This window comes from Streptomyces sp. NPDC093225, from assembly GCF_044753805.1.
Taxonomy (GTDB): Bacteria; Actinomycetota; Actinomycetes; order Streptomycetales; family Streptomycetaceae; genus Streptomyces.
Map to the genome: position 1 here is coordinate 39,589 of NZ_JBIVNX010000034.1, position 26,067 is coordinate 65,655.

The 26,067-nt window shown below is 71.3% G+C and carries 23 protein-coding genes; 6 read left to right on the top strand and 17 right to left on the bottom strand.

The genetic code is table 11. The annotated features are described in order from the left end of the window. Nucleotides 1–42: 42 nt before the first annotated feature. The 3 genes from ACIQCH_RS26815 to ACIQCH_RS26825 all read right to left on the bottom strand — a co-directional run bounded on the left by ACIQCH_RS26815 (nt 43) and on the right by ACIQCH_RS26825 (nt 3,857). Complete coding sequence (locus ACIQCH_RS26815) at nt 43–492, bottom strand: helix-turn-helix domain-containing protein (protein WP_402584907.1); 450 nt, start codon at nt 490–492, stop codon at nt 43–45. Nucleotides 493–1,562: 1,070 nt separating this feature from the next. Beyond that, nucleotides 1,563–2,000, bottom strand: coding sequence for an NUDIX domain-containing protein (locus ACIQCH_RS26820; protein WP_402584909.1), 438 nt, complete (start codon nt 1,998–2,000; stop codon nt 1,563–1,565). A gap of 303 nt (nt 2,001–2,303) precedes the next feature. Continuing rightward, nucleotides 2,304–3,857 (bottom strand): MFS transporter, encoded by a 1,554-nt coding sequence (locus ACIQCH_RS26825; protein WP_402584911.1) that lies wholly within the window; start codon nt 3,855–3,857, stop codon nt 2,304–2,306. A 134-nt stretch (nt 3,858–3,991) separates the two neighbouring features. On the opposite strand from ACIQCH_RS26825, the gene ACIQCH_RS26830 reads away from it, so the two are divergent. Both ACIQCH_RS26830 and ACIQCH_RS26835 read left to right on the top strand, forming a co-directional pair. After that, entirely contained in the window at nt 3,992–4,711 is a 720-nt protein-coding gene (locus ACIQCH_RS26830; protein ID WP_402584913.1) for a TetR/AcrR family transcriptional regulator, read from the top strand. Next, the gene (locus ACIQCH_RS26835; protein WP_402584915.1) at nt 4,704–5,039 is read left to right on the top strand and encodes a DUF6204 family protein; all 336 of its coding nucleotides are present in this window, start codon (nt 4,704–4,706) and stop codon (nt 5,037–5,039) included. The genes ACIQCH_RS26830 and ACIQCH_RS26835 overlap by 8 nt, the downstream gene beginning before the upstream one ends. A gap of 111 nt (nt 5,040–5,150) precedes the next feature. On the opposite strand, the gene ACIQCH_RS26840 is transcribed toward ACIQCH_RS26835, so the two are convergent. After that, nucleotides 5,151–5,792: a response regulator gene (locus tag ACIQCH_RS26840; protein WP_402584917.1), complete on the bottom strand. Its 642-nt coding sequence runs from the start codon at nt 5,790–5,792 to the stop codon at nt 5,151–5,153. Beyond that, the gene (locus ACIQCH_RS26845; protein ID WP_402584919.1) at nt 5,789–6,874 is read right to left on the bottom strand and encodes a sensor histidine kinase; all 1,086 of its coding nucleotides are present in this window, start codon (nt 6,872–6,874) and stop codon (nt 5,789–5,791) included. Before ACIQCH_RS26845 ends, ACIQCH_RS26840 begins: the two co-directional genes overlap by 4 nt. Nucleotides 6,875–7,085: 211 nt before the next feature. Here ACIQCH_RS26845 and ACIQCH_RS26850 point away from each other — a divergent pair, with 211 nt between their 5' ends. Then, the gene (locus ACIQCH_RS26850) at nt 7,086–8,375 is read left to right on the top strand and encodes a tannase/feruloyl esterase family alpha/beta hydrolase (protein WP_402584921.1); all 1,290 of its coding nucleotides are present in this window, start codon (nt 7,086–7,088) and stop codon (nt 8,373–8,375) included. 27 nt (nt 8,376–8,402) lie between these two features. On the opposite strand, the gene ACIQCH_RS26855 is transcribed toward ACIQCH_RS26850, so the two are convergent. Next, the gene (locus ACIQCH_RS26855; protein WP_402584923.1) at nt 8,403–9,170 is read right to left on the bottom strand and encodes a 4'-phosphopantetheinyl transferase family protein; all 768 of its coding nucleotides are present in this window, start codon (nt 9,168–9,170) and stop codon (nt 8,403–8,405) included. A 302-nt stretch (nt 9,171–9,472) separates the two neighbouring features. On the opposite strand from ACIQCH_RS26855, the gene ACIQCH_RS26860 reads away from it, so the two are divergent. Genes ACIQCH_RS26860 through ACIQCH_RS26870 form a run of 3 tightly spaced genes read left to right on the top strand, consistent with a single transcriptional unit; the run spans nt 9,473 to nt 12,333 of the window. Then, nucleotides 9,473–10,243: a lysophospholipid acyltransferase family protein gene (locus ACIQCH_RS26860; protein WP_402584925.1), complete on the top strand. Its 771-nt coding sequence runs from the start codon at nt 9,473–9,475 to the stop codon at nt 10,241–10,243. A gap of 33 nt (nt 10,244–10,276) precedes the next feature. Next, nucleotides 10,277–10,927 carry a TetR/AcrR family transcriptional regulator gene (locus ACIQCH_RS26865; protein WP_402584927.1) on the top strand — a complete coding sequence of 217 codons (651 nt, stop codon included), beginning with the start codon at nt 10,277–10,279 and terminating at the stop codon, nt 10,925–10,927. Then, nucleotides 10,924–12,333, top strand: coding sequence for an MFS transporter (locus ACIQCH_RS26870; RefSeq protein ID WP_402584929.1), 1,410 nt, complete (start codon nt 10,924–10,926; stop codon nt 12,331–12,333). Before ACIQCH_RS26865 ends, ACIQCH_RS26870 begins: the two co-directional genes overlap by 4 nt. 413 nt (nt 12,334–12,746) lie before the next feature. Here the strand turns inward: ACIQCH_RS26870 and ACIQCH_RS26875 are convergent, their stop codons facing one another. From ACIQCH_RS26875 to ACIQCH_RS26925, 11 genes are all read right to left on the bottom strand, one after another. Next, on the bottom strand, nt 12,747–13,394 hold the full coding sequence (locus ACIQCH_RS26875) for a DedA family protein (RefSeq protein ID WP_402584931.1): 648 nt from the start codon (nt 13,392–13,394) through the stop codon (nt 12,747–12,749). Between the two features lie 376 nt (nt 13,395–13,770). Beyond that, nucleotides 13,771–14,604 carry an SDR family oxidoreductase gene (locus tag ACIQCH_RS26880; protein WP_402584933.1) on the bottom strand — a complete coding sequence of 278 codons (834 nt, stop codon included), beginning with the start codon at nt 14,602–14,604 and terminating at the stop codon, nt 13,771–13,773. Then, the gene (locus ACIQCH_RS26885) at nt 14,601–15,785 is read right to left on the bottom strand and encodes an acyl-CoA dehydrogenase family protein (RefSeq protein WP_402584935.1); all 1,185 of its coding nucleotides are present in this window, start codon (nt 15,783–15,785) and stop codon (nt 14,601–14,603) included. Before ACIQCH_RS26885 ends, ACIQCH_RS26880 begins: the two co-directional genes overlap by 4 nt. Then, complete coding sequence (gene aroA / locus ACIQCH_RS26890) at nt 15,782–18,730, bottom strand: 3-phosphoshikimate 1-carboxyvinyltransferase (RefSeq protein WP_402584936.1); 2,949 nt, start codon at nt 18,728–18,730, stop codon at nt 15,782–15,784. Before aroA ends, ACIQCH_RS26885 begins: the two co-directional genes overlap by 4 nt. A 44-nt stretch (nt 18,731–18,774) precedes the next feature. Beyond that, nucleotides 18,775–19,029 carry an acyl carrier protein gene (locus tag ACIQCH_RS26895; protein ID WP_402584938.1) on the bottom strand — a complete coding sequence of 85 codons (255 nt, stop codon included), beginning with the start codon at nt 19,027–19,029 and terminating at the stop codon, nt 18,775–18,777. After that, nucleotides 19,026–20,108, bottom strand: coding sequence for a beta-ketoacyl-ACP synthase III (locus ACIQCH_RS26900; protein WP_402584940.1), 1,083 nt, complete (start codon nt 20,106–20,108; stop codon nt 19,026–19,028). Before ACIQCH_RS26900 ends, ACIQCH_RS26895 begins: the two co-directional genes overlap by 4 nt. Next, a complete protein-coding gene (locus ACIQCH_RS26905; RefSeq protein WP_402584942.1) occupies nt 20,105–21,157 on the bottom strand; it encodes a 3-oxoacyl-ACP synthase III family protein in 1,053 nt (350 codons plus the stop codon). The genes ACIQCH_RS26900 and ACIQCH_RS26905 overlap by 4 nt, the downstream gene beginning before the upstream one ends. Nucleotides 21,158–21,219: 62 nt before the next feature. Beyond that, nucleotides 21,220–22,407, bottom strand: coding sequence for a beta-ketoacyl synthase N-terminal-like domain-containing protein (locus ACIQCH_RS26910; protein WP_402584944.1), 1,188 nt, complete (start codon nt 22,405–22,407; stop codon nt 21,220–21,222). Continuing rightward, nucleotides 22,404–23,594 (bottom strand): beta-ketoacyl-[acyl-carrier-protein] synthase family protein, encoded by a 1,191-nt coding sequence (locus tag ACIQCH_RS26915; protein WP_402584946.1) that lies wholly within the window; start codon nt 23,592–23,594, stop codon nt 22,404–22,406. The genes ACIQCH_RS26910 and ACIQCH_RS26915 overlap by 4 nt, the downstream gene beginning before the upstream one ends. 66 nt (nt 23,595–23,660) lie before the next feature. Next, entirely contained in the window at nt 23,661–24,455 is a 795-nt protein-coding gene (locus tag ACIQCH_RS26920) for an SDR family oxidoreductase (RefSeq protein WP_402584948.1), read from the bottom strand. Between the two features lie 71 nt (nt 24,456–24,526). Next, nucleotides 24,527–25,357 carry an alpha/beta fold hydrolase gene (locus tag ACIQCH_RS26925; protein ID WP_402584950.1) on the bottom strand — a complete coding sequence of 277 codons (831 nt, stop codon included), beginning with the start codon at nt 25,355–25,357 and terminating at the stop codon, nt 24,527–24,529. Nucleotides 25,358–26,067: the final 710 nt, after the last annotated feature.

Consider the following 26,067-nt stretch of genomic DNA (forward strand, 5'->3'; position numbering starts at 1 on the left):
GCTCCCCCTCTTCCTGCTTCGCTGCTACCGGTGACACCCACATCAATCGGACAGGTCGGTGTCCGCCAAGACTTCGGCGATCTGGCGCCGCCCCTCCTTGCGGCGCTCACGCCGCTGCTGGAACGCCAGCACGTCCGCAAGGCGGACCACTCGATGGCTGCTGCCGGGAAGATTCGTCGAGGGGATGTCACCGGCGTCGAGCAGGCGGGCGATGAACGGTCGAGACAGACCCAGAAGCTCAGCGGCCTCAGCGGGTGACAGCTGCACCTCGGACGCCAGGACCGTCACCGCATGCCCGCGGGACAGCTCACCGGCCGAGGCCAGAAGAAGGCGGACCAGTTCCCTCGGCAACGCCAGTTCGCCGCCATCCGGGGTGCGCACCAGGACCTCGACCGACTCCGGCGCCATCCGGGCAGTCGCGGCGAGCGCGCGCTGGTGAGAGGGATCCGGTTCGACCTTCTCAGCACGGGCGAGAACGCTGGAACGAGCCATGGCCGCCTCCAATCACTGACCCCGACAAGACCGCATCTGAAATAACTGTAACCATGGGGCCCCATGCGGGCAACTACGGAGGAGAGACATCTCGACCACGCCGGGCAATACCCTTGCAGGCGGCCGTCTCCCGCGACGCCGACCTGGAGGCCGTGCCACAACGTGCCAGTAGGGGCGGTGAACAGCGGTCAACAAGGGGATCGGACAAGCAGCCGCGAGGGGACCCCGGCCGGGCATTTGCACAGGTCAGAAGCCATGGGCGAACCCAAGTACCGGGTGATTCCCAAGCTCAGAGCGCGGGTTCGATTCCCGTCACCCGCTCCAGCACTTCCGGCCCAGGCCAGGGACATGATCCCGAACCTGGGCCTTCGTGTTGTTCAGACCAATTCAGGGGCTCCGCACCACCTCCGCACCACCGGCCCCTGATTTCGACTGCTCGGCGACCTTCTCCCGCCCCTGCCGGACCATCCGGTCAAGCCCGCGGCCACCTCGGTCTGCCGCCCGGTGTCGGCGTGCTGATAGATCAGCGCAGCCTTCTCGAAGGACTGGCCGGCGCGCACCATCGTGTGCTTCAGCGTGACTCCGGACCGCGTCGTGAGGGTTGGCCCGCGTGCCGCAGGTCATACGGCCGGAAGGTCGTCGGCAGACCGACCTTCGCCCGCGCCCTCCGCCACTTCCGGCCGAAGCTGGACCGCCGGCAACGGGGCCCACGACTGGCCGGACCCAGAGGGGTCCGGGGAGTCTCCCTGCACTCGCTCGTCTACCGCTGCCGCGAGCTGGGACTGATCTCCGACGCCACGGCCGGCAGGACCTAGCAGCGCCTACGCGCTCTCGACGGTCAGCCCGGGTTCACCGCGGAATCGGTCTCGAACTTCCCAGAACTGGCCTGGACAAGCAAGAGGGTGCGGGACCTGCTGGGCGTTCAGGAACAAAGGCCGGTGCTCCGGCTGGTTCAGTAGCGGCCGCCGCTCGGCCTCAGAAGCCGCGGGCAAGGCCAGCAGCGATGGGCATGCCACCAGGGCCGGCTCATCTCAGTGCCGGCCCTGGCGATGTGTTGACGCGTCGAAGGCTCAGCGCGTTGCCTCGCCTCCGAGGCTTCCGGCGCTGATGGCGCCCCGCAGGACGTGGGCGATCTCCTCGGGCTTGAGGTCGATGCCGTCGAGCCCCTCCACGGTCAGCGAGATCTCCTCCAGCGCGTATGCGCCCCGGCCCTCGGCGCTGAACTCCGGACCGGTGCGGTCCTCGAAGGACCAGGTCGCGATGCGGGCGAGGTAGAAGAGCTGGCGCTCGTCGTCGGTCTCCATCGTGTGGAGGAGGCTGATGATGTCGGCCTTCCCCGCGATCTCCTCGTGGATCTCCCTGTGGAGGGCCGCCTCCCGGGACTCGTCGCTGGGCTCGACGCCGCCGCCGGGGAGAACCCAGTACTCGGGGAAGTCGGGCTTCGTACGGCGGATGACCAGCATCGTGTCGTCAGCGGTGACGAGGACGGCGCGGACTCTTTCCTTCATTTCGGTCTGTCTCCTTGCTTGTTGGCGTCTCAGTGCAACAGCCAGCCGCCGTCGACGTGGACGGATTGCCCAGTGATGAACGACGCGGAGGGACCCACGAGGAACGCCACAGGGCCGCGACCTCCTCGGGCCGTCCACGGCGGGGGACGCGCACGGTGCTGGGCGGGGATGGTGTTCTCCGCCTCGACCTGGATGGCGCCGGGCGCCGAAGGCGGTGTCGGGTGATTCCCAAGCTCAGAGTGCGGGTTCGATTCCCGTCACCCGCTCCTGAACGAAGGCCCAGGTCAGTGACCTGGGCCTTCGTCATTTTCTAGACCTCCCAGTCCTTGCCGCGCCCTCCGCGTGCCCCAACTCCCGTGAATGCCCTGACCGGAGACCTCGGCAGTCGTCGGCGGGCGACAGGGTGACGCCTCGTGACCGGCGGAGGAGTAGCGCGACGAGGAGCGCTGCGGCGGCCAAGGCGGCGCTGCCGCAGCGCAGCGCCAGGTGCAGGGCATCGATGAAGGCAGCATGGACGGCGTCGCGGACGGGGGCGGGAAGGGCCGTGGTGCTGTCCGGGCCGGCGCCGGAGAGGTGGCGGCCGAGTTCGGACGGTCCGCCGAGCCGGTCGAGCGACTCGGTCAGGCTGGCCGTGAGCCGGCTGCCGAGGACGGCCCCCAGGACGGCGACGCCGATGACGCCACCGATCTCGCGCAGGGTGTTGAGGGTCGCGGAGGCCATGCCGGCCCGGGCCGGGTCGACGCGCTGCATGACCGTGATGGACACGGGGGTGAACGTCATCCCCATGCCGAGGCCCATGGCGAGCAGCACCCAGACGTACTGCGCGTAGTGGGCGTGTGCGCCGTGGAGCGAGAGGGCGCCGAGCCCTGCGGCGCACAGGGCCAGGCCGGTGACCAGCGGGAGGCGGGGGCCGTGGCGTGAGGTGAGCGCGCTCGACAGCGGCGCGGCGACGACGATCATCGCGGTCATCGGCAGGCCCGCCAGGCCGGCGTCAGAGGGGGACCAGCCCATCACGTCCTGCATGAGCAGGGGCAGGAAGAACGCGGCTCCGAACATGCCGAAGCTGGTCATGAAGCCGCTCACCGCGGCACCGGTGAGCACCCGGTCCCGGAAGAAGCGCAGGTCGAGCATGGGGTCGGCGCTGCGGGCCTCGACCAGGACGAAGGCGGGCAGGGCCAGCATCGCCACGGCGGCGAGGGCGAGCACCCGGGTGTCGGTCCAGCCCTGGGCGGGCCCCTCGATGAGCGCGTACACGAGCGCGCCGAACCCCAGCGCGGAGAGCGCCTGGCCCGGGAGGTCCAGCCGCCTGGTGCGGGCGGCGAACTCGGGGAGGACCCGGGCCGCGAGGAGCAGTCCCGCCGCCCCGATGGGGACGTTGATCCAGAAGACGGCGGCCCAGCCGAAGGCGTCCACGACCGGCCCGCCCAGGACCGGGCCGACGGCCAGCCCCAGTGCGGAGACGCCCGACCACAGGCCGACGGCCCTGGCCCGCTCCTTCTCGTCCGTGAAGACGTGGCGCAGGATGGCCAGGCTGCCAGGCGTGAGCAGGGCCGCTCCGAGGCCCTGAACCATGCGGGCTGCGATCAGCGTGCCGGTCGAGCCGGACAGCGCCGCGGCCGCCGAGCCCGCCGTGAAGACGGCCAGGCCGGTGAGGAAGATGCGCCTGCGGCCGTACCGGTCGCCGAGGGTGCCGCCGGTGAGCAGCAGGGCCGCGTAGACCAGGCTGTAGCCCTCCACCACCCACTGGAGTCCGCTGACGCCGGAATGCAGCTGCTGCCCGATGCGGGGCAGCGCGTTGTTGACGATGACGTTGTCGAGCATCGCCATGAACATCGTGGCGCACAGTGTGGCGAGCACGAGCCCCTTGTGTCGGGCCGGCGGCTTCCTCATCACAATCCCTAACAGTGTTAGTCGCTTGTGCGGCTAGACTGCCTCTAACAGTGTTAGTTGGCAAGCGGGATTCCCGGCGGGACCCGCGAAGGAGGTGGCCGATGGCCGTGGAAGGCAAGGGCGATGGCAGCCCGCAGCACCCGGGGCTCACCCGCCAGGCGCTCGTCCGGGCCGCCCTGCGCATGCTGGAGCGAGAAGGCGTCAACGGCCTGTCGATGCGCAAGGTCGCCGCCGAGCTGGGGGTGAAGGCGGCCTCGCTGTACTGGCACGTGCGCAACAAGGAGGAGCTGCTCGACCTGCTCACCGACGAGCTCATGGCCGACGCGGAGGCGCCGCCCCGGGAGGGCGACTGGCGTGAACAGTTGCGCGAGTACTGCGTGCGCTACCGCCGGCACCTGCTCGGCAAGCGCGACGCCGCCAAGGTCGTCGCGGGCCGGCTCGCCCCGGGCCCGCACCTGCTGCGCCTGATGGAGGACCAGCTCGGCCGACTGCGGGAGGCCGGCTTCTCCGACGCCGACGCCGCCATGATCAACTACCTGCTCGGCGCATTCGTCCAGGGCTTCGTGCTCCAGGAGCAGGGGCCCCTCTCGGCGTCCGAGGCCATGGGCGCCGACCGCCGAGAGGTCGCCGCAGCCGCGGGGGAGCAACTGCGGCAGCTGCCGCAGGAGACCTTCCCCCACCTGGTCGCGCTCGCCGGCGACCTGACCGACCCGTCCATGGAGGCCCGCTTCTCGTTCGCCCTCGAACGCCTCCTGGACGGACTGTCCGCCCTGCTGGAGCAGAGCTCCGGCGTACGAGACGAAGGAACGTCCCATGAGTGAGCGCACCTACCGGGTCATCGTCCGCGGCGTGTTCGCCGACCTCGACGACACCCAGCGCACCCAGCTCCTCGCCACCGCCGACGAACACGACATCCTCAGCGCCGCGTTCACCGACGACGGCACTCTCGTCTACGACCGGGAGCTGCGCGCCTTCTCCTTCCGCTGCGTGGTCCGGCAGGCCGCCGACCTGGAGGACGAGGCGGCGGGTGGTGCGGCCTGCGACCGGGCGGCCGCCGCCCTCGCCGAACGAGGCATCGGACACGGCGCACTGCGCACCAAGGTCACCAGCGTGGACGACATGAGGATCCGTCGCCCCCGCCGAGGCTGAGCGCCGAAGCTGCCGGCGTGCTCGGCGGCGCCGGCACGTCGAAGGGCCGACACGGAAAGCTACCCGAACGGGCAGTGGAGGCCCGCGACGCTCTGCACCCAGGGCCAGCGCTCAGATCAGCCCGTTGTCCCGTGCGTAGAGCGCCGCCTGGGTCCGGTCGCGCAGGCCCAGCCGGCTCAGTACGCGCGAGATGTGGTTCTTGACGGTGCCCTCGCTCAGGTACAGCCGGGCGGCGATCTCCCGGTTCGTGGCGCCCGCGGAGATGAGCCGGAGCACCTCCGTCTCCCGGGGCGTCAGCAGGTCCGGAGCGGGGGTGCCGGCGGCCAGCGCGACGACGACCGCCTGATCGAACTGGGCGACACCCGCGTGCGCCAGGCGGACCGCCTGGGCGAGTTCCGCCGCGGGCAGGTTCTTCAGCAGGTAGCCGACCGCGCCCGCCCTCAGCGCCCGGCCGACGTACTCGTCGTCGTTGAAGGTCGTCAGCATCACGATCCGGCAGCCGGGCAGCTGCCGGCGCAGCAGCGCCGTGGCGGCCACCCCGTCCATGCCGGGCATCCGGACGTCCATCAGCACCACGTCGGGGCGACACCGCCCGGCCACCTCCACGGCCTGGGCGCCGTCCCGCGCACTGCCCACCACCTCGATGCCGGGCTGGATGCCGAGCAGCGCGGCGATGCCCTCGCGCACGAGGTCCTGGTCGTCGACCACGAGGACGCGTACGGCCGCCCCCTCCCGCGTCACGGGCTCGTTCACCACGGCACCCCCACCGTGAGCGCGGTACCCCGGTCCGAACTGGACAGCTCCACCGTCCCGTCGGCCAGGCGGACGCGTTCCCGCAGCCCGGCCAGGCCGAAGCCCTCCTCGGCCCCGCCCAGACCGCTGCCGTTGTCCGTGACGCACAAGCTCGCGCCGTGGTCGTCGTAGCGGACCCGCACGCCGATCTCGGTGGCTCCGGAATGCCGGCAGGCGTTGGTGAGGCCCTCCTGCGCCGCCCGGTACAGCACCAACAGCGGCCGCCGCTCGACGCCCGACACGTCCAGGGAGATGCGGCGGGCGCCGCCGTCCAGGTGGTGGACGAGGTCGGCCAGCGTCCGGGCGAGGCCCACCGGCTCCGACTCCGCCCCGGGTCCCAGGGTGCGCACGGAGGCCCGCACCTCGTCCAGGGCCCGGTTCGCGGACCAGCGGGCATGGGACACGGCCTGCGCGGAGGCCGCCGGGTCGAGGGAGGCGAACGCCTCGGCCTTCTCCAACTGGATGCCGATCGCGGTCAGGTGGTGTCCGAGACTGTCGTGGATCTCGCGGGCCAGCCGGTTGCGCTCCCGGTCCGCCGACAGCTGCGCCACCTGCGCGAGGGTGTCCTCCAGCCGGCCGCGGGCCCGCTGCTCCCGTACGGCGACCGCCGCCGTGGCCAGGGCCAGTACGACGCCCAGGGCGAACATCAGCAGGTCGGAGATGTACTCGGCGCGCACCACCCAGTCCGGCACCCACAGGGTGAACGCGCCCGCCAGCAGGAGCACACAGCCCGCGCCGAGCCACACGGCGGCGGCCGGCCCGAACGCGAAGAACCCCAGGAACGGCACCAGCACGAACAGCACCCGCGAGAGCCCCGAGGTGTCGAGAGCGGCCACCGCGCAGAGCAGCACGGCCCTGAGGGCGAACACGGCGCCCTCGGAGATCCGCCACACCCTCCCGTCGAGGACCGCCAGCGCACACAGCAGCGCCGCGAACCCGCCGGTGCGGGCGTCGAAACCCGGGCCGATCGCGGCGTAGTAAAGGCCCCCGGCAAGCACCGCCCCGTACAGAACGGCGGGTATCCAGGGCACAGGACGCGGCATAGGACCTCCTCGGAAATCCCGTGCACACGCACGGTCCCCGCAGCGTACGCAGACCCGCGGGCCCGTCCGCACCACACGCACGACGGAGTGCGGGATGGGGCCGAAGGTCATGTGCCCTCCGGCCCCGCCCACCCCTGCCGCTCCGTACTTACCCCTCATGACCTGCGGTTCCTAGATTCCTCAGCGTCACCACCGCACGAGATGAGGACTCATGCACCTGCGTTCCCTCGCCATCGCACCGCTGCTGATGGCAACCGTCCTGACAGCCCCGGCGGCCGCCCGGACCGAACCCGCCGACATCAAGGTCCCCGGCGCCGAGTACACCGTCTCCGCCCGCCTCACCGATCTGACCACCACGGGCACCCGGCTCACCGGCCACACGGAACCGGACGACTGGGCGGGCCTGGAGGCTCCCGGGACCACTACCCCGTCAGGCGTCCCCGGCGTCCAGATCGACGGCTACTTCCCCGACACCTCCACCACCAACACCAACGTCAACTACGGCTGGAAGCACGACAGCCAGTTCGTCATCCGGCTGCCCGACCACTGGAACGGCGGACTCGTCGTCGCCGGACCGCCGGGACTGCGCAAGCAGTACGCCAACGACCGGATCATCAGCGACCAGGTCCTGGCCAAGGGATACGCCTACGCCGCCACCGACAAGGGCAACACCGGCCCCGAGATCTACAAGGATGGGGACCGCCCCGGCGACGCCATCCTGGAATGGCACCGCAGGGTCACCGAACTCACCATCGCCGCCAAGCAGGTGGCCGGCCGGCACTACGGCCGCAGCCCGCGCTTCACCTACGCCGCCGGCCTCTCCGCGGGCGGCTACCTCGTCCGCTGGCAACTCGAACACCGCCCCGACCTCTACACCGGCGGCCTGGACTGGAACGCCCTCACCTTCACTCCCGCCGGCGGCCTCCTCGCCACCCTCCCGCCCGCCCTGCGCGCCTACCCCCGCTACGACAAGGGCGACCGGAGCGCCCAGGTCGCCATCCTCGCCGCCGGCTACCCCAAGGGCTCCGAACCCCAGTGGGGCTGGCACTACGAGAAGCAGTGGAACCTCCTCCAGCGCGTGATCCGCGAGGAGCTCGACCCCGACTACGACGGACCCGGAGCACCCCGGCCGGGCACCCCGCCCTGCCCCGCGGGCACCGGGCCCGGCTGCGACACCGACTACGACTTCGCCTCCCGCCCCCGGGCAGTGCACGAGGCCATGGAGCGGGTCTCGCTCACCGGCACCATCCGCCGCCCCCTCATCAGCATCCAGGGCGGCCTCGACGCCCTCACCCCGCCGGCCGCCTTCGGCGACGCCTACCACCGCATGGTCACCGACGCCGGACGGGCCGACCTGCACCGCTACGTCACGGTGCCGGGCGGCGCGCACACCGACGGCCTCGTCCCGCTCGACACGGACCACCTGCGCCCGATGCTCGGCTCCTTCACCAAGGCCCTGAGCGACCTCGAGTGCTGGACGCGCCCCACCTCCGCCCCCTAACGATCGAACCCTCCAACCATTCGTGGACTACGGAGCCGGAGAGAACGACTCGCGACGGGCCGGTACCACCTCACCCGCCGTGAACAGTCGCTGGGGCACGGGGACCGGCACGCTCGAGTCTCCGTGCCGGCGCACCGCAACGGCCAGCCGATGTCCCGTTCCCGTCGTGGACAGCGCGAACTGCCAGCGACCGGCTTCGTGCCCGGGCAGCCGGGGATCGTCCAGTACCACCTCTCCCGTGGAGTCGGGCCCCAGCTGAAAGGCGTCGAACCCGTACTGGAGCCCGGCCCCGAGGGCCTTCGTGTAGGCCTCCTTGAGTACCCAGACGTCAAGGAACTCCCGAGCCCGTCGGGCAGGGTCGGCGGCTTCCAGCCTGGCCCGCTCGGCAGGTGTGAACCGCTCCACCACGTACCCCACCACATTCGGGTCCACGTCCATGCGCTCGACGTCCACGCCGCACGGCAGCCCGTCGGACACCACGCAGGCGATGAGTCCCTTGGTGTGGCTGAGGTTGAAGCGCAGCCCGCTCGGGTTCGGGAACAGTTCGGGGCGCCCGAAGTCCCCTCGCGTGAAGGTGAGTCGATGCGGAGGCGTGTTGCTGTAGGCACCCAGGACGGAGCGGCACAGCAATCGGGCACCCAGGTGCCGACGCCGTGCCGCTTCCGTTCGCAGTCTGGTCCAGCGCGCGTGCTCGTCCGCGGACAGCACGGAGCGGGCCTGCTCGGTCAGCCCGTCGACCTCGGCTTCCGGGAGCAGCCAGACCTCGGCGCCCGTGAGCGTGCCGAGCGGGTTCACACCGACCAACTGCCCCGTGCCCGGAGCCCGACGGGCTGGTGGGGGAAGAGAAGCGGTTCCGAATGGCGTGTGCGCGGTGTGTCCATCTGTACGGCGACGTCCCTGAGGTTGACGACGGTGTTGCCGTCGACGAAGTGTACTGCCGCCGGTTCGCGCAGCATTTCGTGGCGGACGCCGCGAAAACGGGGTCGGCCGGGCATTCGGGCAGCTGCCTGCGCATCGGCTAAACCGGCTGAGGGCGTGCCGCTAAAGCCCGACCTATTTCAGGCGGGCCGACAGTGGTCCTCGTGTAGAACGAGTCCATGCGGAGAAAAGGCCAGTCGTCGACTCCGGCCGAAGGCGGGCCCGGTCGCACCTATGCGTCGGGCGCCGTGCTCGTGCGTGCACTCTTGCGGATTGTCGCGCGGAGGGAATGGCGGGGTGCCCGCCATCTCCCCCGTCAGGGCGCCCATATCGTAGTGATCAACCACATCTCACATGTGGACCCGTTCGCCTACGGACACTTCCAGTACAAGAACGGCTTGCCGCCCAGATTCCTGGTCAAGTCCTCGCTCTTCAGCGTGCCGGTGGTCGGAGCCTTCCTGCGGGCCACCGGTCAGATCCCCGTGGAGCGCAACAGCCACCGGGCGGCGGACGCGCTGCACGCTGCGGCCGCAGCGCTCGAACGCGGGCGATGCGTGGCCATCTATCCGGAAGGGACCCTCACCAAGGACCCCGATCTGTGGCCGGGGCGGCCCAAGACCGGCGCGGCCAGGCTGGCGTTGACCACCGGAGTGCCGGTCATACCGGTGGCGCAGTGGGGTTCGCACCAGATACTTCCCCCCTACGGCAACGGCAAGCGGCGTCTACTGCCGCGCCCCACGCTGGTCGTCGCGGCGGGCCCTCCCGTCGACCTTTCCGACTTCCACGGAGCCGACCTCACGGTGCCGGTGTTGCGCGAGGCCAGCGAACGGATCATGGCGGCCGTGACGGAGCTGCTGGAGGAGATCCGAGAGGAGAAGCGGCCGACTCGGGGGACCGGTTCCGCTTCGGCGTCGCGGCTCCATGACGAGGACGGCTCGCCCCATCAGTAGACACTGTCTACGAAGATCATGTAGAAACGGTCCATGGAACATGAGAAATCCCTCCGGGACCGGCTGATCGATGTCGGAGTGGACCTTGTGATGACCGAGGGAACGGCTTCGCTAGGGCTTAGGGAGATCGCTCGTCGGGCCGGGGTGTCGCATGGAGCGCCGCGCCGGTACTTCCCGACTCACCACGCCCTGCTTTCCGCCATCGCCCACCGAGGTCTCGCGGACCTCAAGGACCGGTTCACCGCCGTGACGAGAGGCATTCCGTCAGCACGCGGTCAGTTGGAAGCGCTCGGCAAGGCGTACATCGAGTACGCGCTGGAATACCGTGGAATGTTCGAACTCCTGCTCCGGCACGACCTGCTCGACAGCCAGCGGCACGCATCGGACCGGCCTCGGCTGCGGGAACTGACCCTTCCGCTCTTCGGGATCATCGTGGAACTCGTCGTCCGGCACCGCGAGGAGGAGAGCGGGGCGCTCCGCCTCGACACGACGAGGGACATGCCCGCGCCGGCCGTCTCGGCCGGGCTGCTCTGGTCCAACCTGCACGGCATCGCCCAGCTGTGGGCCTGGGGCAGCCTGCCCCTGGCTCTCGACACCGCCGGGACGGGCGGTGTCGAGAGCGGCGCGCTCGACGCGCTCGTCGCTGCGGCCATGGACACCCACCTCGGACCGGTGAAGCCTTGACCTCGACCGTACGGCAGCGCCTCGCACTCGTGGCCAGTGTCGCCGGCGCAATGATCGTCGCACTCGACGGAACCGTGCTGACCGTGGCGCAGCCCGAGCTGCAACGCGACTTCGGTGCCAGCGTCGAGCAGATCCAGTGGACCAGCACCGGCTACATGCTCGCGGTGGCCGCCCTCCTCGTCATCGCCGGACGCCTGGGCGACCGGTACGGGCACCAGCGGCTGCTGCTCTTCGGCGTACTGGGCTTCGGGGCCACTTCCGGCGGCATCATGCTCGCGCCCGACGTCGGCTGGGTGATCGGACTCCGCGCCCTGCAGGGCGTGTTCGGCGCACTCCTGCAGCCGGCGACGCTCGCCCTGCTGAGACTCGCCTACCCGGCGGACCGGCTCAACATGCCGGTCGCCATCCGCACCAGCTCGATCGGCGTGGCCGCGGCCACCGGTCCGGTCCTCGGAGGCTTCCTCGTCACCCACCTCGGCTGGCGTGCGGTGTTCATGGTGAACGTGCCGATCGCGGTGGTGATCGCGCTCGTCGTCCTCTTCGTCCGGGTCCCGGCGCCGAGCGGCAGCGAACGTCAGCGGCTCAACCTGGTGGGCTCGGCCCTGCTGGCGGCCACGCTCACGGTCATGATCCACACCTTCGGCGCCATTCCCCGGGGCGGGTGGAGCTCGGCGCCGACGCTCCTGGGGTTCCTCGCCACCGCGGGACTCGCCGTCGCGCTCGTCGTGCACGAACGCCGCACCGCGAACCCGATCGTGCCCCCTGCCGTGCTGCGGTCCGTACCCGTGACGGCGTCCATGGTGATCCTGCTCCTCACCACCAGCGGCATGTTCGGTGCCCTGTTCGTGGGTACGTTCTCCCTCCAGGACGTTCTCGGGCTGGACCCGTTCGCCGCCGGACTGCGGGTCCTTCCGATGACCGTGCTGATGGTCTTCGGTGCCCCCGCCGCCGCGGGGGCGTTGCGCCGGTACGGCGCACGCCGCTGCGCGATCGCAGGTACGCTCCTCGTCGCTTCCGGCATCGTCGGACTGATCCGGATCGAATCGGCGGGCACGTGGTGGACCACCGGTCTCGCCTTCGCCGTGCTCGGCGCGGGGTTCGCCACCGTGATGGTCACCGCCACCGGCACCGTCGTCGGCGATGCACCTGCCGGCTACGCTGGGGTCATCAGCGGGCTCAAGCAGACGGCGATGAACATCGGCCCGACCCTCGGTATCACCGTCGCCGCGACCATGATGGTGGTGACGCCCTCTCACGGCGGGGTACCCGACGCGGCCGCGAGCCCGGCCGTGTCCCTCGGGCTGGGGCACACCCTGCTCGTCCTGGCCGCGATCGCCACCCTGGCGGCGCTGCCGGGGTGGCTGCTCCCCTCGAGGGCGTCCCGCGATCCGGAAGTGGCGCACTGATCCGGGTCGTTCGCACAGCGGAGATCGCCCGGCCCGGGACATGCGGGCCGGGCGACCGCGGGCGGCCGGGACCTTCAGCGGCACTTCACCGTTCCTGCTGGTCAGAGGCGGTCTTTCGTGCGGGTCGTCGGGTCGTTCGAGGCGGCGGCGGGCCAGCACCCACCCACTCGAGCGTGCGCGGGTCGGGGGCGAGGACGATGTCGACGGGCGGCTTCGCCCCGGCGCGCGGCCCTCGGCACCGTCCCGGGCGGACATCTGCTGCCGGACAGCAGCGGGGGCGCCATCGACGAGCTGGTCGATGACGCCCCGAACGGCGGCTTGGATCTGCCGGGACAGCGCGAGCACGTGCACGGCCCTGGGCCTGCTCGAGCAGGTGGGATCACCGTGCAGGCGGTGCCGGTGAAGAGGACGCGTCAGCGCGCGGCCCGGCGGGAACGGACCACCTCGATGAGCACCGGTGAGAACGAGACGACCATGATCAGGGCGATCACCGGGAGCATGTAGGAGTCGATGCTGTCCTTGAGCGAGTCGCCGAGTCGGTAGCCGAGCAGGACGATCCCCACCGTCCACACGACTCCCCCGATCGCGTTCCACATGAAGAAGGTGCTCCCCCGCACGCCGAGCAGTCCGGCAACGGGGTTGAGGAAGGTGCGCACGACCGGTACGAAGCGGGCGAGCACGATGGCCTTCCACGCACCGTACCGGGTGAAGTACGCCTCAGCCTGCGCGACGTGCGCCTGCTTGAACATCCGCGAGTTGGGTCGTGCGAACAGCTTCGGTCCGAGCCGCGCGCCCAGCAGGTGGCCGAGTTGTGCGCCGCAGACCGCGGCCACGGGCGTCCCGATCAGCAGCGCCGGCAGCGAGAGGTGGAAGTCGGGGCGGCCGAAGACCTCCCCCGCCGCACCTGAGGCACCGACCCCGGCGAGGAAGAGCAGCGAGTCGCCGGGCAGGAAGAAGCCGACCAGCAGTCCGGTCTCGACGAAGATGATGGCCAGGATGCCTATGAGTCCGAAGGCCGTGATCACCGACTGGGCGTCCAGCACGTTTACAGCAAGGTCCATCTGGACCCCCCCAATGAAGTTGGTGTGGGTGTCGGTGCCGCCCCTGTTCGGCGGCACCGGGTGGAGACGGGTGGTGTGCGGTCGCCCCGGTCGACCGGGGCCGCGGCGGCCGGCAGCGGGAGAGGCGCTGCGGAGCGGCTCCCGAAGTCGCCGCCCCGGACCGCCCCGCCGGCCGGCGCGTGCGCAGCCCGCGTCCCCTCCCCCACCGCCCGCACCGCGTCGGGGCCGTGGGCGTCGGATGCGCCGCCCGCCGATCGGTGCGTGACGCCCGCCGTGGTCAGCACCGGACGGAGCGCGTCCACCGGGTGCCGCGGCCCATGCGGTCGGCGCGCTGCGGCCGGCACCACGGGCCCGGGCGGAAATCGCGCTCCGGTACCTAGCGCTCCCCTGTGGGGCGCTCGCCCAGGCTGAGCGGCGCCGAGGTGTCGGCGAAGAACGGCGGGGCGACCACGCTCAGCCCGCCGTCCACCGACAAGGTCTGGCCCGTGATGTACTCGGCGCCCGGCGAGAGGAGGAAGGCGATGGTGTCGGCCACCTCCTGGACCGAGCCCGGCCGACCCTTCGGGATGCGTTCGAGCACCGTGGTCATGTCCGCCATCCCCGGCACCCCGTAGAAGAACTCCAGGGAGTCGGAGTCGATCAGACCGCCGTTGACGGCGTTCACGTTGATGCCGTACGGGGCGAACTCCAGGGCCATGTACCGGACCCAGGACTCGATGGCGGCCTTCATCGAGCCGAGGGCGGCGTACGTCGGGTAGGCGCGGATGCTGCCGTAGCTCGACATGGCCACGATCCGCCCCCCTTCGTCCATCAGCCGGACCGCCTGCTGCGCGCCGAGCACGAACGGCCGCAGGTTCATGGCGTAGGTGCGGTCCAGATGGTGCGGCTGCAGGTCGAGGATGTTCTTGAAGGCGCCGGCTGCGGCATTGGAGATGAAGTGGTCGAGCCGCCCGAACTCGGCCTTCACCGTGGCGAAGAGGCTCTCCACGCCCTCGACCGTCTCGACGTCGGCCTGTACCGCCAGGCCGCGGCCGCCCGCCTCCTCCACTTCGGCCACGGTCTTCTCGGCGAGGTCGGCGTTCTTCTTGTAGTTCACCACCACCGTGGCGCCGTCCCGGCCGAGGGTGAGCGCGAGCGCCCGCCCGATGCCGCGGGAGGCGCCGGTGATCAGCGCCACGCGGTCCCGGGACTGCTTCTTCCGCTCGGTCATCGGGCTGCCTCTGTGCGCTTCAGGAGCTCGCGGAAGACGACGGCCTTCTGGATCTCGTTGGTGCCCTCCTCGAAGCGCTGGGCTCGGGCGTCCCGGTAGACCCGCTCGATCGCGCTGGACTTCCAGTAGCCGGACCCGCCGTGCACCTGCAGGGCCTTGTCGGTGACCCGCCCGAGCATGTCGACCGCCGTCAGCTTGGCCATCGACGAGAGCATCGCGGCGTCGTCCGCCCCGGCCTCCCAGCAGCGTGCCGCGTGCAGGGTGAGCTGCTTCGCCGCCTCGATGTCCGCCTCGTTCTCGGCCAGCATGAACTGGAGCGCCTGCCGCGAGGTCAGCGGCCGGCCGAAGGTCACCCGGTTCCGGGCGTACTCCAGCGCCAGCTCCTGGGCGCGGCGGGCCAGCCCCACGCAGCTCATCGCCACCGAGATGCGTGAAGGCGTCAGGAATCCGCCCAACGCGACCGCGAGGCCGTCCCCTTCGGCACCGAGCCTGTTCGCCACCGGGACCGGCGTCCGGTCGAAGGTCAGGCGGGCGTGGTCCGTGCCGGTGACCCCCATGGTCTGTGAGGTGTCCTCGACGGTCACCCCCGCCGCGTCCCGCGGCACCATGAGGGCGACGGTGCCCTCGTGTCCGGTACTGCCGGCCAGCCGCGCGGCCAGCAGCCAGTAGTCGCACCGCACGCCGAAGGTGATGAGGTGCTTGGTACCGGTCAGGTAGTACGTGTCGCCCTCACGGACGACGCTGGAACGGATGTCGGCGCCGGAGCCGGCGTCCGGCTCGGTCAGCGTGAAGGCGACCTTGAGCCGGCCGGCGACGGCGGGCAGCACGAACCGCTCGCGCTGTTCACGGGTGGCGAACTGGTCCATCGCCCTCCAGGTCCCGTTGACCACGTGCACCACCATGCGCAGGGATCCGTGGCAGCGGGAGAACAGCTCCATCACGTCCATCCACTGCGGGAACGAGAGGCCGCGCCCGCCGTACTCGCGGGGAGCGGCCAGCGACAGGTAGCCGCGCTCGCGCAGCTCGGTCCAGAGGTCCTCGGGGACCGTACCCGTGCTCTCGATCCGGTGGGCCCACTCCTCAGCGGGTCCTGCGACGTACGCGGCGACCTCGGCGCGCAGTTGCTCGAACTCGGCCGGTGTGATGCCCGGCGCCGCAGGTGCGACCTGGGTGATGCTCATGCCTTCTGCTCCTCGAGTGGTGGCGGGCAGAGGGCCTCGGCCCGCTGCCTGAGAACGAACTTCTGGACCTTGCCGGCCGGGTTGCGAGGCAGCCGGTCGACCAGCTCGAGCCGCTCCGGCCAGTAGTGCTTGGAGACCTGGTGGTGGTCCAGGTGCTTGCGCATCGCCTCCAGGTCGAGGTCGGCGCCGTCGACGAGCGCCGCGAAGGCGCAGGCGCGTTCGCCGAGCCGCTCGTCGGGTGTGCCGACGACCGCGACCTCGTCCACCGACGGGTGCTGGTGCAGCAGTTCCTCGATCTCGGCTACGGGGACCTTCTCCCCACCCCGGTTGATCACGTCCTTGACCCGGCCGGTGATGCGGACGTAGCCGTCGGGATCGATGACGGCGAGGTCACCGGTGCGGTACCAGCCGTCGCCCGTCCAGGCTTCGGCCGTCAGGTCGGGACGGTCCAGGTAGCCCACGAAACAGGTGGGGGACCGGACCTCGAAGTTGCCCTCGCGCCCGATCGGCAGCGTCCGTCCCGCGTCGTCGGTCACCCTGAGCCCGACCCCGGGCATGGCCCGGCCGTCGGTGCCCCACACCTTCTCGGGCGCGTCGTTCGGCGCGGAGAGCGACCCCAAGCAGGTCTCCGTGGTGCCGAACGCACCACAGATGGTGGTGCCGAGGACCGCTGTGGCCCGCTCGGCCAGGCTCCGCGGCAGCGCGGCTCCGGCCACGACCATGGTCCGCAGCGTCTCCGGCGCCGGGCCCCCCGCCTCGACCTCCTTGAGCAGGTCGGCCAGGAACGGCGTCGCCGCCTGGACGAAGGTGGCGCCGTGCTTGACGACCGCCTGCAGGGCGGTGCGCGGGTTCCAGTGCGCCTGGACCAGTTGGGGCACCCCGAGGGTGACGGCCAACCACATCCCGTAGAGGAAACCCGTCTGGTGTGCCAGCGGGGACGGGATGAAGACCACGTCGCGGTCGTCCAGTCCGAGCCGTTCGGCCTGCAGCCGGACGGCGTGGCCGAGGGTGTCCTGCCGGTGCAGGACGCCCTTCGGCTCACCGGTGGTCCCAGAGGTGAAGAGCAACTGCGCCAGGGCGTCGGGGGCCGGCTGCCGAGCGGCGAGCGCCACGGTGTCGACGCGCGCGGCGGCGGTCGCGGCGCCCCAGTCGGACCAGGTGACTCCGTCGCCGTCGGCGGGGAGTTCCACCGCTCCCCCGTCCGCCGAGACCACGGCCACATGACGGACCCGGGCCCGGCCCGCCGGGTCCTCGGCGAACCAGGACGCGGTTTCCCCGCGGTGGTCCCGGTTCCTGAACCTGTCCGCGATCAGCAGCACCCGCGCGCCGGAGCGGCGCAGCGCGAAGGCCATCTCCCGCTGCCGGAGGATGGGCATGAGCGGGCAGCAGACGGCGCCGATGCGCAGTGCGGCGAGCGAGACCTCCACGAACTCGGCCCAGTTGGGGAGTTGGTACGCCACCGTTTCACCGGGCTGTACGCCGAGGGCCAGCAGGGTGGCGGCCGCGCGGTCGACCCGCTGGTCGAGCTCTCGCCAGGTCGTCTCGGTGTCGTGCCCGTCCCGCACGTCCACCAGGGCGGTGCCGTCCGGGCGGTGCTTCGCCCAGTGGCGCAGCTGCTCGGGAAGCGAGGCGGGCGGAGGGGCGGCGGATCCCGGCTCGACGGACAGCCGGAGCCCCAGGCCGGTCAGGTCCGCCAGGAATCCCGGGTAGGAGATCTCGTAGGCCTTCGGATAGGTGAGGGTGGTGACGCCGTGTGCCTTCGTGCCGGCCAGGGCGAGCGACATCAGGATCCGGTGGTCGTTGTACGAGGAGACGCGCGCGCCCGTGAAGGACGTCACCCCACGCACGCGCAGCCGGTCGCCCTCCACCGTCAGGTCGGCGCCCATGGCGTTCAGCTGGAGCATCGCGGCGACCCGGTCGGACTCCTTCAACCGGACGTGCCCGATGTGCTCGAAGACCGTCTCCCCGTCGGCCAGGCCGGCCAGGGTGCAGAGGACCGGCAGCATGTCCGGGACCTCCCGGCAGTCCACGGTCGTGCCGCGCAGCCGGATGCCGTCGTGGCGGATGCGGACTCCGTCGGCCCCCTCGACCGTCATCGGCACACCCATGCGCCGGACGACGTCGAGGAAGCCGATCTCGGGGTGGTCGGCCGGGTCGCCGTCGAGCCGTGTGATCCCGCGCAGCAGTACGTCGGAGGGGTGGATGGCGGCGGCCGCGATCCCGAACGCGGCGGAGCCGAGGTCCGGTGGCAGGGTCAGGTCGGTCGGCCGGGCGCTCTGCCCGGGAGCGATGTCGAACCGCCGCCAGTCGTCGGACACGGTCACCCGGAGCCCGAAGCGGCGCATCATGGCCACCGTCAGCTCCACGTACGGTCGCTCGTTCAGCTCGCCGGACACCTCCACGACGGTGGGGCCGGAGGCGAACGGTGCGAGCAGGAGCAGCCCCGAGATCCACTGCGACAGCGTGCCGGGTATCACCACCCGGCCTCCGGTGGGCCGGCCCGGGGTCAGACGGACGGGCGGGCAGCCGTCGGCGGAGTCCAGTTCGACCCCCAGCTGGCGCAGCGCGTCGAGCAGCGGTCCGACCGGCCTGCGGCGGAAGTACTTCTGTCCGGTCACGGTGATCGGGGACTCGGCCAGTGAGGCGAGGCCGAGCATGAGGTACAGCGTGGTGCCGGAGCTGCCGGCCGAGACGGTCTGCCGACGCGGCCGATAGCGACCGCCCCGCACCACGTACGTGTCGCCCTCGACGCTGATCCGGGTGCCGAGGTCGCGCAGCAGGCGGACGGTGTACTGCACGTGTCGGGCGTCCGAGACGCCCTTGATCCGGCTGGTGCCGTCGGCGAGCGAGGCGAGGATCAGTGCGCGGTGCACGTGGTACTTGGAGGTGGGGACCAGCAGATCGCCGCGCAGCGGCTTTCTGGTCGGCCTGACCATGAGATGCATGAACTGCCTTTCCGGCTCGTTGAGTCGGGATGGAGGGCGGCCGGTCAGGCCGGAAGCTCACCGTGTTCGAGATAGGCGACGACCTCGCCGACGGTGGTGAGCCGGTCGAAGGCGGCGTTCGACACCTCGGTGCCGAAGCGGCGCTGGACCAGGACGAACAGGGACACCACGGTCAGCGAGTCCAGGCCCAGGTCGTCGGTGAGCGAGCTCTCCAGCGAGACGTCCTCGGCCGGGACGTCGGCGACCTCGTCGAGGATTTCCTTGAGGCCCTGCAGGGTGTCGCTCTGGACAGCGGTCATGATCGGTTCTCCTTGGTCGGATGGGCCGGCGCGGTGGTAGCCGGTACGGGCGGTCCGGCGGGCGCCGGTGGCAGTCGGACGACCTGTCCGGCCCAGACGAGGCCGGTGCCGAAGGACAGCAGCAGGGCGAGACCGCCGGGCCTGGCCTCGCCCGAGGCGAGCAGCTCCTGGAGGGCGAGCGGGATCGACACCGCGGAGGTGTTGCCGTGGATCTCGACGCTGCGGGCCACCGCCACGTGGTCGGGGATCCCGAGCTCCTTGACCAGTTCATCGGTGATCCGCATGTTGGCCTGGTGCGGCACGAAGGAATCGAGGTCCCGGACGGTCACACCGGCCTGCTCCAGCGCCTCCTCGGCGATGGGGGCGAGCTGGTACGCGGCCCACCGGAACACCTCCCGGCCGTCCATGGTGATCACCGGCCAGTCGGGGTCGGGCGCGTCGCGCAGCGCCGCCCAGGAGTGACTCTGCCGGATGGTCTCCTTGTGCGAGCCGTCGGAACCCCAGACCACCGGGCCCACGCCCGGCTGGTCGCAGGGGCCGACCACGGCGGCGCCGGCTCCGTCACCGAAGAGGAAGGCGGTGCCGCTGTCCTCCTGGTCGAGCAGTTCGGAGAGCCGTTCCACGGCGATCACCAGCACGTACCGGGCGCTCCCGGCGGCGACCATGTCGGACGCCAGCGACAGCCCGTAGCAGAAGCCGGCGCACCCGGCCGAAATGTCGAACGCGCCCGGTGACGCGGCACCGATCCGGTGCGCGACGCCGGCCGCAAGTGAGGGGAACTGGTGCAGGTGGGAGACGGTGGACACGATCACGCAGCCGACCTCGGAGGCGGCGATCCCGGCGTGTTCCAAGGCCCGCTCGGCGGCCGTGGCGGCCATGAACTCCACCGTCTCCGTCGGCTCGGCCCAGTAGCGCAACCGGATCCCGGAGCGGCTGCGGATCCATTCGTCCGACCTCTCGATCCGCTCGCAGATCATCTCGTTCGTGACCTGCCGCGACGGCAGGTACGTGCCGATGCCGAGCAGGCCCGTCAGGGCGCCCCGGAAGGCCGAACCGTTTTCCGACAGCGAGGTGTTCACGCGGTCGCCACCGCCTCGAAGTCCGCGGGCCCGCACCAGCGGACCAACGCCACGCCGATGCTCAGGCCCGAACCGAACGCGGCGAGCACCACCTGGTCACCCGGGGAGAGCCGGCCGAGGTCGTCCGCCTCCCGCAGTACCAGCGGAACGCTGGCTCCCGAGGTGTTGCCGTACTTCTGGATGTTGGTGACCGTGCGATCGTCCGGCACCCCCAGGGCGGCCATGATGCCGCGGACGATGTAGAGGTTGGCCTGGTGCAGGGCGAACAGGTCGACGTCCGACGGGTCCTGTCCCGCTCGCGCGAGCAGTTCCTCGATGAGCTCGGGCACTTCACCGACGGCGAAGTCGTGCACGGCCTTGCCCGAGAGCGTGGCGAAGTTGTCGCCGAAGCCGCTGGTCAGCCGACGGCCGTCGCGCAGGGTCCGCTCCTCGCGCGCCACCCAGACCGCCTCGTAACGGGACGGGTCGCTGCGCAGCAGCGTGAGGCCCACCCCCCGGTCGGGACGGCAGCGCTCCAGCAGGTAGCAGGCCGCGCCGTCGCCGAAGATCACGGCCGGTCCGGGGTCCTTCCAGTCCATGGTCCGGGTGTTGACGTCGGCGAGCACCACGGCGACCCGGCGGTACTCCCCGGAGGCGAGGTACTTGGCGCCGACGTCCAGGGCGAACACGCCGCCCGGGCAGGCCCCGCTGTTGATGTCGAATCCGGTGGCTCCGTGCGCGCCGGCCTTCGCGATCACCCGCATCGCCGTGGGCGGTGCCATGTTGTCCGGCGTGTAGGTTCCGCAGACGACGAGATCCACCTCGGACGGGCTGACGCCCGCCCGGGCGCACGCGTCCTCGAGCGCGGCGGCCCCCAGGTCCGAGGTCCACTCGTCCTCGGCGGCCATGCGGCGGGTCTCCACGCCGATGTTTTCCCTGATCCAGTCGTCCCGGGTGAGGAGGACCTCCTCCAGGTCGGTGTTGCTGACCACCTTCTCGGGGAGATATCCGCCGACCGCCCGAATTCCCACGCCCCAGGACCGCTCCAGCGGCGTTCCGGATATGTCCATTCCAGGTTTCCTGTTCGATTCCATGAGCCGGTTCAGATGATTCGGCGTGCTCGGACGCCCGTTCACGCCCCGCCCCCGGCCGCCGGGGGACGGAGCACCAGGGCCGCCGCCTGACCTCCGGCATCGGTGGTGAGCACCAGTGCGGGGGCGGGACGCAGCTGCTGGGCCCGAGCGGCGACGCCGATCCTCGGCAGGCACGGGTCCCACCGGGCGAGCCCGCAGGTCGGCGGTGCCAGACCGGCATCCAGAGCGCGCGCCGTCAACGCGAGTTGCACCAGGCCGCTGGCGCCCGCACAGTCGCCGAGCGCCCCGAAGGGGCTGAAGACGGGAACCGATGGACCCAGCACCTCGTGCAGGGCGTGCGCTTCCGGACCGTCGACCCCGCTGCCGCCCGTGGCCGAGGAACAGACGAGGCCGATGTCGGCGGCGTCGAGCCCGGCCCCGCGAAGCGCCGCGCGCGCGGCACGCACCGCCGTGTCCTGCCCGGCGTCGCCTCTCACCGTGCTCCAGCCCGACACCTCGGCGAGCACGCGCGCACCGCGGTCGCGCGCCCCGTCGAGGCTTTCGACCACCAGCACCACGACGGCCTCTCCGGGCACGGCCCCTCCGCGCTCCGCGGAGAACGGCCCCGTCCCCGGCCGGTCCACCCGGGCGGCCGTGGGGTCCAGGGTCTCGACCGTGGCGACGAGAACGGCCTCCGCCGCGCCCGTCAGCACCTGATCGGCGCCCACGGCCAACGCGTGGCTGCCCGAGCAGCGTCCGGCGGTGACCGTCACGATGCTGCCCTCCGCCCGTGCGGAGACCGAGAGTTCGGAGGCCACGGCGTTGAGACTCGCCTGGGGGCCGGAGGACGGACTCACGAGTGTCGGGCCGTGCGTCACGCCGTCGTGCAGCACCCGCAGGTAGTCGTCGAGGCCGGCGGTGGTGGTCCCGAGGACGACGCCCACGTCGGCGGGTGTCGGCGCACCGCCGGCGTCGAGGCCGGCATCCCGCCAGGCGAGCGCGCCCACCCGGGAGACGAGCAGGGATTCCCGGCTCAGCGCACGGAGCCGCTTCCTCCCGAACGCCGGTACCTCCGGCAGGTCGGAGGAGAGAACCGCCGCGAATCCGACGCCCCGGTACGGGTCTTCGCCGTAGGACGTGGCGGCGACGGCGGTGCCGCCGCCGAGCAGCGCCTCCCACGTCGCGTCCAGGCCGGCACCCAGCGAGGTGGCGACGGCCATTCCCGTGATGGCCGCGGACCGGGTCATCGAGCACTCCTGGAGCCGAGCCGGGTGAAGACGGTGCACCCCGTGTTGCCGCCGAATCCGAAGGCGTTGTTGACGGCCACGTCGACGCGCGCCGCACGGGCCTCGCCGGAGACGAGGTCGAGCGCGCACTCCGGGTCCGGGTCGGCCAGGTTGGCCGTCGGCGGGATCACCCCGTCACGTATGGCCAGGACGCAGCCGACCGCCTCGATGGCGCTCGCTGCGCCCTGGGCGTGTCCGAGCGCCCCTTTCAGCGACGAGACCGCCGGGGTACGGGCACCGAAGACGTCCCGGACCGCACGGGCTTCGACCCGGTCGTTCGACGGGGTGCCCGTGCCGTGCGCGCTGATGTAGTCGACCTGGTCGGCCGGGACGCCGGCCTGCGCCAGAGCCCGCTCCATCGAGCGCCGCGCACCGAGCCCCTCGGGGTGCGGGGCGGTCATGTGGTGGGCGTCGGAGGCGCTGGACCAGCCGGCGAGTCGGGCGTAGATGTGTGCACCGCGGCGGCGGGCGTGCTCGTACGACTCCAGCACCAACGCGGCCGAGCCCTCGGAGACGAGCAGTCCCGCACGGTTGCGGTCGAACGGCCGGGCCACGTCCGGAGCGATCGACCGCAGGCTGGTGAAGAGCATGAGGAGCGCGGACGACATCTCGTCCACCCCACCGGCGATCATGACGTCAGCACGGTTGGCCCTGATGGTGTCGGCGGCGTACGCCAGCGCGCTGTTCCCGGAGGCACAGGCGCTGCTGACCACCAGGCTCGTCCCCATGAAGCCGAGTTCTCGGGACACGGCGTCGGCGAGGTCCACCAACGGGGGGGCCGGGTCGAGGCCGTCCCCGTCGACCGGCGGCCCACCGCGGTGGAACCGCATGACGCCCGCCTCGACCGCGGCGCGATTGCCGAGCAGGGTGCCCATGCAGACGCCGGCGCGGGTCGGGTCCGCGGTCCACGGCCGCACACCCGCATCGGCGGCCGCCGCGAGGCTCGCGGCCACGGCCAGCTGTGTGCTGCGCGGAAGACCCGATCGCGGGTCGCCGAACCCCTTGACCTCACCGCCCATGCGGTGGGGAAGGCCGGTGACGTCGCACAGCGTGATGGGCGCCGTGCCGACGGACCCCTTCACCGCCGCGTCCCAGAACTCCCCGACCGTGGTGCCGATCGGCGTGAGCACGCCGACCCCTGTCACCACGACCGCTGCGGACTGCCCGTGTGCAACCAATTTCTCTGGTTCCCCTCGTGTGGTGGCCTCGTCCTCCTAGACCAGCCCTTCGCCGCCGTCCACGCTGATGACGTTTCCGGTGAGCCACGACGAGTCGCTCGCCGACAGCAGCGCGACGGCTTCGGCGATGTCCTCCGGGACGGTCGCCCGGCCGTGCGGATTGGCCTGCCTGGCCCGCTGGATCAGGTCGTCGCTACCGGGGATGCGCTCCAGCGCGGGTGTCTGGGTGACGCCCGCCCGCAGCGCGTTGACCGCGATGCCGGAGGGGGCGAGTTCGACCGCCAGTTGCCGCACGTGCGAGACGAGCGCGGACTTGGCCGCCGACACGGCTCCGTAGTGCGGGATGACCCGGTTGTCACCGTGGCTGGTCAGGGTGAAGACCTTGGCGCCCCGCGCCAGCAGCCCCGCGGTGTGGAGGTCCCTGACCCAGTAGACGAGGCTGTGCGCCATCACGTCGATGGTCATGTCCATCTGGCGGGGGGTGATGACGCTCGGCTCGCCGGTGCTCGGGATGAACGGCAGCAGGCTGCCGAAGGCGAGGGAGTGGAGCACGACCCGCACACCGGCGCCGCCGGTGACCTCCTTCAGCTGCTCCACCAGCTCCGCCCGCGTCTTCTTGCTCGCGGCGTTGGCGTTGTGGAAGGAGACCTCCGCCCCCAACTCACGCAACTCGTCAGTGAGTTCGTCGACGGCTTCCAGCCGGGCCGCGGAGTCGAAGTGCACGCCGAAGATGTTGGCGCCCTCCTTCGCCATCGCCAGCGCGGTCGCCCGGCCCATTCCGCTCGACGCGCCGAGGATCAGACACCAAGTTCCCTTGGTCGAAGTCAACATGTGTACCTCTCACTGTGTGCCGGGCGGATGCCCTTGGGTCGGCCGCCTTCCGCGGCGCCTTGCCGGTCGTCTCACCCTGCGGAAGGGAACGCCTCGCGGATCAGGTCGTCCACGGCCTCGGCGAACCGCTGCGGCTGCTCCGCCATCGGCAGGTGGCCGCAGTCCTGGAAGACGCGCAACCGTGCGTCGGGCAGTGCCGCGGCGAGCCCGCGGGCGTCGCCCAGCGGCGCGAACGGGTCCCCGTCCCCGGCCACCACGAGCACCGGCAGGTCGAGGGCCGCCGTGTCCAGGAAGGGACTGCGCAGATAGGTGTCGAAGAAGCGCAGGAAGCCGTACGGCCCCACACGGTCACGGACACGCAGCGCCATGTCACGACGTACGTCGTCGTCGAGGGGGCGCCGGGAGCCGATGCGCAGGCATTCGTCGAGGAAGCCGTGGTACGACTTCAGGTAGTGGGTCGCGGTGTGCCAGGCGAAGTCCCCCGGACTGCGTCGGTGGAACGGGGCGACGACCACGGCCGCTCCGGGACGCACCGCGGGGTCCATGGCGGCCAGGACCTCCAGGGCGAGCCCGGTGGAGAAGGAGTGTGCGACCAGCACGTCCACCCCGCCGGGTACCGCGTCCAGCGCCTGCGCGATCCACGCGGCCGGATCGCCCTGGTGGCTCCAGGTCTCCTTGCCGGCGTATCCCCAGGGCATGAGAGCCGCCCAGAACTCGACTTCGGGCGCCGCGAGCCGTGCGCAGTCGTGCCACACCGTGTCGGTCCCGGCCAACCCGTGCAGCGCCAGAACGCGAACGGGCCCTCCTGCCGACGCCTGCCGTGTCCTGCGGACGAGAACCTCGTCCGCGTACGGACCGGCACTGCGGCGGACCCAGGAACCCTCGGTGTGCTGCGTGTCCATCAGGCCTCCACTGCCGGGCGCCGGGGCGCGCAGGTCCAGCTCATGCGGCGCTCCGGAGCTCACCGGGGACGCCCCTCGCCGCACCGTCGAAGGACGGGCCGGCGATCGCGCCGCGCTGGGGACGATTTATCGGAAGCGCGGGGAACGAATACGTCCGCGGTCCCCTCCGCTGATTTCCGTCGCTTGTCCCCGGAGCCTCATGCCGTGCAGACACCGTCGTCCTGCCCCTCCATTTTTTCTGGTTCGCAGATCATTGGGCTACCGACTCGCGGCGGCTCCAGATGACCCCGCAGGCACTTCTTCCCCAATGCGTTGACCGAAAATTAGCACGCCGCACTAAAAGCTCTGATAAGCCTTCCTATGGCTCACGCTTTTGCGACTGGCCGTACGGCATCTTGAGTACCTTCCGCGGCCGATGCAAGCGGCCTACCAGGCGCGGCGTCGTCCACCACGACCTGCCACGACCTGCGGCGGAGCCTTGCCGCCAGCAGCCTTTGGAGCCTGGACGGTCACAGGGCAGGAAGTCCCGGAAAGACCGAACTAATGGCAGACTGCGCCTCTCGCTAAAGCCGACCAAGGAGGTCGATAAAGCCAAGCCCGGCCGCCTTGAAACGGTCTCGAATCATTGGCCATAGTGATCGCCCGGCGTGGGAGCGTGTCGTCACGACTCATCAGCCACGTGCTGTACCGGGCGCGCGATCGCCGGCGCA